2 tRNA genes and 3 rRNA genes are annotated in these 5461 nt (G+C 52.0%); all 5 read right to left on the bottom strand.

The window, feature by feature from the left end:
• Positions 1 to 64 precede the first annotated feature (64 nt).
• Positions 65 to 174 (bottom strand): 5S ribosomal RNA (gene rrf, locus Q4597_RS19625).
• 172 nt (positions 175 to 346) lie between these two features.
• A 23S ribosomal RNA gene (locus tag Q4597_RS19620) occupies positions 347 to 3179 on the bottom strand.
• A 205-nt stretch (positions 3180 to 3384) separates the two neighbouring features.
• Positions 3385 to 3461, bottom strand: a tRNA-Ala gene (locus tag Q4597_RS19615).
• A 123-nt stretch (positions 3462 to 3584) separates the two neighbouring features.
• Positions 3585 to 3658 (bottom strand) — tRNA-Ile (locus Q4597_RS19610).
• Between the two features lie 149 nt (positions 3659 to 3807).
• Positions 3808 to 5333: ribosomal RNA gene (locus Q4597_RS19605) — 16S ribosomal RNA — on the bottom strand.
• Together the 16S, 23S and 5S rRNA genes with 2 tRNA genes alongside form the textbook arrangement of a ribosomal RNA operon.
• Positions 5334 to 5461: the final 128 nt, after the last annotated feature.

Raw genomic sequence — 5461 nt, 5'->3', positions numbered from 1 at the left:
TCCCACCGTTCGGGACGGGACAAAAAAAAAGGTCCCGACCAGTAAAACTGATCGGGACCTCGAAGCAAGGCGGCTTCCTACTCTCCCACCTATTGGCAGTACCATCGGCGCTGGCGGGCTTAACTTCCCTGTTCGGAATGGAAAGGGGTGGGCCCCGCCGCCATGGCCACCTAAATTTTGGATATCTTGATACTTGGCCTTTTCGCTATCGCAGCGGCCGAAGTATGACATAATAATGGGACAGGTATGAAGAGGGGAAAACAGCGTTCCCTTTAAGTAAAAAGGTCGAAAGTCATAGAGAAAAGGTTGTCGCCCTTCCCCGCACAGGGCGGGAAAGGGACTTATGTTGCGCAAGCCGTACGGACAATTAGTACCACTCGGCTACGGACATTACTGCCCTTGCACCTATGGCCTATCGACGTGGTCGTCTCCCACGGTCCTTTAAAGAAATCTCATCTTGCGGTTGGTTTCGCGCTTATATGCTTTCAGCGCTTATCCAATCCCGACATAGCTACCCGGCAATGCCCCTGGCGGGACAACCGGTGCACCAGCGGTCGGTCCGGCCCGGTCCTCTCGTACTAGGGCCAGGTCCGCTCGAATTTCTAACGCCCGCAGTAGATAGAGACCGAACTGTCTCACGACGTTCTGAACCCAGCTCGCGTGCCACTTTAATGGGCGAACAGCCCAACCCTTGGGACCTTCTCCAGCCCCAGGATGTGACGAGCCGACATCGAGGTGCCAAACCCCCCCGTCGATATGAGCTCTTGGGGGAGATCAGCCTGTTATCCCCGGCGTACCTTTTATCCTTTGAGCGATGGCCCTTCCATGCGGAACCACCGGATCACTATGCTCTTGTTTCCAACCTGTTCGACCTGTATGTCTCACAGTCAAGCGCCCTTGTGCCATTGCACTCTACGTACGATTGCCGACCGTACTGAGGGCACCTTTAGAAGCCTCCGTTACTCTTTTGGAGGCGACCACCCCAGTCAAACTACCCACCACGCACTGTTCCCTCTTGGAGGGTTAGGCCCCGGACAAGCAAAGGCTGGTATTTCAACGGTGACTCCAACACACCTGGCGGTGCGCCTTCAAAGTCTCCCAGCTATCCTACACATTGCTTGACCAAGGTCAATACGAAGCTATAGTAAAGGTGCACGGGGTCTTTTCGTCCCACTGCGGGTAACCGGCATCTTCACCGATACTACAATTTCACCGAGCTCATGGCCGAGACAGTGTCCAGATCGTTGCACCATTCGTGCAGGTCGGAACTTACCCGACAAGGAATTTCGCTACCTTAGGACCGTTATAGTTACGGCCGCCGTTTACTGGGGCTTCAGTTCAATGCTTCCTCCCGAAGGATTCACATCTCCCCTTAACCTTCCAGCACCGGGCAGGTGTCAGGCCCTATACTTCATCTCTCGATTTTGCAGAGCCCTGTGTTTTTGATAAACAGTCGCCTGGACCTCTTCACTGCGGCCCATCTAAAAGATGGGCGACCCTTCTCCCGAAGTTACGGGTCTATTTTGCCTAGTTCCTTAGCCATGAATCTCTCGAGCGCCTTAGAATACTCATCCCAACCACCTGTGTCGGTTTACGGTACGGGCCGCACATCTCGCTTTTCTTGGAAGTCGATACGCTGGATTATCACCTTGGCCGTAGCCTCGGTGTACTATCGCGGTGTTACCACTCGCTTCAACGTGCAATTCCGTCTGCACGCACCAACTTCTCGCCTCCGTCGCTTTCAATGATGTGCGGGTAGCAGAATATTAACTGCTTGTCCATCCACTTCCCCCTTCGGGTCCGCGTTAGGTCCCGACTGACCCCCAGCTGATTAGCATAGCTGGGGAAACCTTGGTCTTTCGGCGTGCGGGTTTCTCGCCCGCATTATCGTTACTTATGCCTACATTTTCGTTTGTAGCTCCTCCAGCATCCCTCGCAGGTACACCTTCAACGGCACTACAATGCTCCCCTACCCCTTGTATAAATACAAAGCCATGGCTTCGGTAATATGCTTATGCCCGATCATTATCCATGCGGAACCGCTCGACCAGTGAGCTGTTACGCACTCTTTAAATGAATGGCTGCTTCCAAGCCAACATCCTGGCTGTCAATGCAGTTCCACCGCGTTTTTTCAACTTAGCATATATTTTGGGACCTTAGCCGATGGTCTGGGTTCTTTCCCTCTCGGACATGGACCTTAGCACCCATGCCCTCACTGCGCAGAAACGTTTTATAGCATTCGGAGTTTGTCAGGAATTGGTAGGCGGTGAAGCCCCCGCATCCAATCAGTAGCTCTACCTCTATAAAACTATCTACACGCTGCACCTAAATGCATTTCGGGGAGTACGAGCTATTTCCGAGCTTGATTGGCCTTTCACCCCTACCCACAGGTCATCCCAAGACTTTTCAACGTCAACGGGTTCGGTCCTCCACTATGTGTTACCACAGCTTCAACCTGCCCATGGGTAGATCGCACGGTTTCGCGTCTACTACTACTAACTATGGCGCCCTGTTAAGACTCGCTTTCGCTACGGCTCCGGACCTGAAGTCCTTAACCTTGCTAGTAAAAGTAACTCGTAGGCTCATTATGCAAAAGGCACGCCGTCACCCCGAAGGGCTCCGACCGCTTGTAAGCGTATGGTTTCAGGATCTTTTTCACTCCGTTGTTCACGGTTCTTTTCACCTTTCCCTCACGGTACTGGTTCACTATCGGTCTCTCAGGAGTATTTAGTCTTGGCGGATGGTCCCGCCGGTTTCACACAGGGTTTCACGTGCCCCGCGCTACTCAGGATACCGCTATCTTGCAGGTCTTTACCTATACCGGGCTATCACCGTCTATGGCCAGGCTTTCCAACCTGTTCTAGTTCATCGCTGTTCGAACGTCGCGGTCCTACAACCCCGCACATGCCGGAACATGTACGGTTTGGACTAATCCGGTTTCGCTCGCCGCTACTCCCGGAATCACTTTTGTTTTCTCCTCCTCCGGCTACTTAGATGTTTCAGTTCACCGGGTTTGCCTCCTTGCGGATGTTATACCTTCAGTATAACGGGTTGCCCCATTCGGATACCTGCGGATCATATCGTATGTGCCGATCCCCGCAGCTTTTCGCAGCTTATCGCGTCCTTCATCGCCTCTGAGAGCCTAGGCATTCCCCATACGCCCTTATCTAGCTTGTCGCCAGACCTTTTGTTCTATTCGTATTTCGTACTCTTTACTTAAAAAATTCGTGTTTTCTTTTTCTTCAGTACATATATCCCGAAAGATATACGTCCTGTCCCAATATGTCAATGAACTTGTGGCGAGTCGCCACGGACAATTAAAAATTACCCTTGTGGCCACTCATGCAATACTTGAAGACAAATCAATTGTCCCCAGGCACCGCCTGGTGGAGAATATCGGAGTCGAACCGATGACCTCCTGCGTGCAAGGCAGGCGCTCTAGCCAGCTGAGCTAATCCCCCATATACTAGTAGTTAGCATATAGTAGTCAGTAGTCAGTACTTCCAACTACTACTCAACTTCTAGAATTTCCTATTCAATTTTATTCTCAATGAACGTGCGCACCTAACAAAAGGTGCCCTCTGTAGTCCCAGGCAGACTCGAACTGCCGACCTCTACATTATCAGTGTAGCGCTCTAACCAGCTGAGCTATGGGACTGTCCCTACCACTCTTTGTACTCCGTACCAAAAGAGGTATCTTATATTATTAATGTGGAGACTCTATCCTATACTTACAGATGTTGTACGACTTGAATATTTAGAACGAGGCGTCGGGGCCCTTGACAATTCCGAAGGCCGAAGCTCTAGAAAGGAGGTGTTCCAGCCGCACCTTCCGGTACGGCTACCTTGTTACGACTTAGCCCTAGTTACCGATCTTGCCCTAGGCCGCTCCTTGCGGTGACGGACTTCAGGCACTCCCGGCTTCCATGGCTTGACGGGCGGTGTGTACAAGGCCCGGGAACGTATTCACCGGATCATGGCTGATATCCGATTACTAGCGATTCCAGCTTCACGGGGTCGAGTTGCAGACCCCGATCCGAACTGTGACCGGTTTTGTGGATCCGCTCTGCGTTACCGCATGGCTTCCCGCTGTACCGGCCATTGTAGCACGTGTGTGGCCCAGGACGTAAGGGCCGTGATGATTTGACGTCGTCCCCACCTTCCTCACGGTTTGCACCGGCAGTCCCGTTAGAGTCCCCGACATGACTCGCTGGCAACTAACGGTAGGGGTTGCGCTCGTTATAGGACTTAACCTGACACCTCACGGCACGAGCTGACGACAACCATGCAGCACCTTGCAAATTGCCCGAAGGAAAAGTCATCTCTGACCCTGTCAATATGCATTTAAGCCCTGGTAAGGTTCCTCGCGTATCATCGAATTAAACCACATGCTCCACCGCTTGTGCGGGCCCCCGTCAATTCCTTTGAGTTTCATTCTTGCGAACGTACTCCCCAGGTGGGATACTTATCACTTTCGCTTGGCCGCCCAGGTCTCAAGGACCCGGACAGCTAGTATCCATCGTTTACGGCGTGGACTACCAGGGTATCTAATCCTGTTCGCTCCCCACGCTTTCGTCCATCAGCGTCAGTCGATGGTTAGTCAGCTGCCTTCGCAATCGGTGTTCTATGTAATATCTATGCATTTCACCGCTACACTACATATTCCGCCAACTTCACCATAACTCAAGACCGACAGTATCAAAGGCAATTCTACCGTTGAGCGGCAGACTTTCACCCCTGACTTATCGGCCCGCCTACGGACCCTTTAAACCCAATAATTCCGGATAACGCTCGGACCCTCCGTATTACCGCGGCTGCTGGCACGGAGTTAGCCGGTCCTTATTCTTACGGTACCGTCAGTGGGCTACACGTAGCCCTTTTTCTTCCCGTATAAAAGCAGTTTACTACCCATAGGGCATTCTTCCTGCACGCGGCATGGCTGGATCAGGCTCCCGCCCATTGTCCAATATTCCTCACTGCTGCCTCCCGTAGGAGTCTGGTCCGTGTCTCAGTACCAGTGTGGGGGATCCCCCTCTCAGGGCCCCTACCCATCGCGGTCTTGGTGAGCCGTTACCTCGCCAACTAACTAATGGGACGCATACTCATCCCCTACCGTAACCTTTAACCATAAATACGATGCCGTAATATGGTACCATGTGGTATTAATCCAAATTTCTCTGGGCTATCCCACAGTAGGGGGCAGATTGTATACGCGTTGCGCACCCGTGCGCCGGTCGTCAACATCTAGCAAGCTAGACTTGTTACCCCTCGACTTGCATGTGTTAGGCCTGCCGCTAGCGTTCATCCTGAGCCAGGATCAAACTCTTCATCGTTGTTTCATTATATGTTATAAGTCTTTCAACCCCGAAAATTTCCCGGCCCCGACTCTCATCCTAAAATAAAAATCTTAAACTCTAATCTGTATGTTGTTTCGTAATTCACCGGAACAAAAAGGTTTCCC

The organism is Zobellia sp. 1_MG-2023 (genome assembly GCF_030549125.1).
Lineage (GTDB): Bacteria > Bacteroidota > Bacteroidia > Flavobacteriales > Flavobacteriaceae > Zobellia > Zobellia russellii.
Note: the sequence above shows the minus strand (reverse complement) of the source record. Positions and strands in the feature narration are given on the sequence as shown.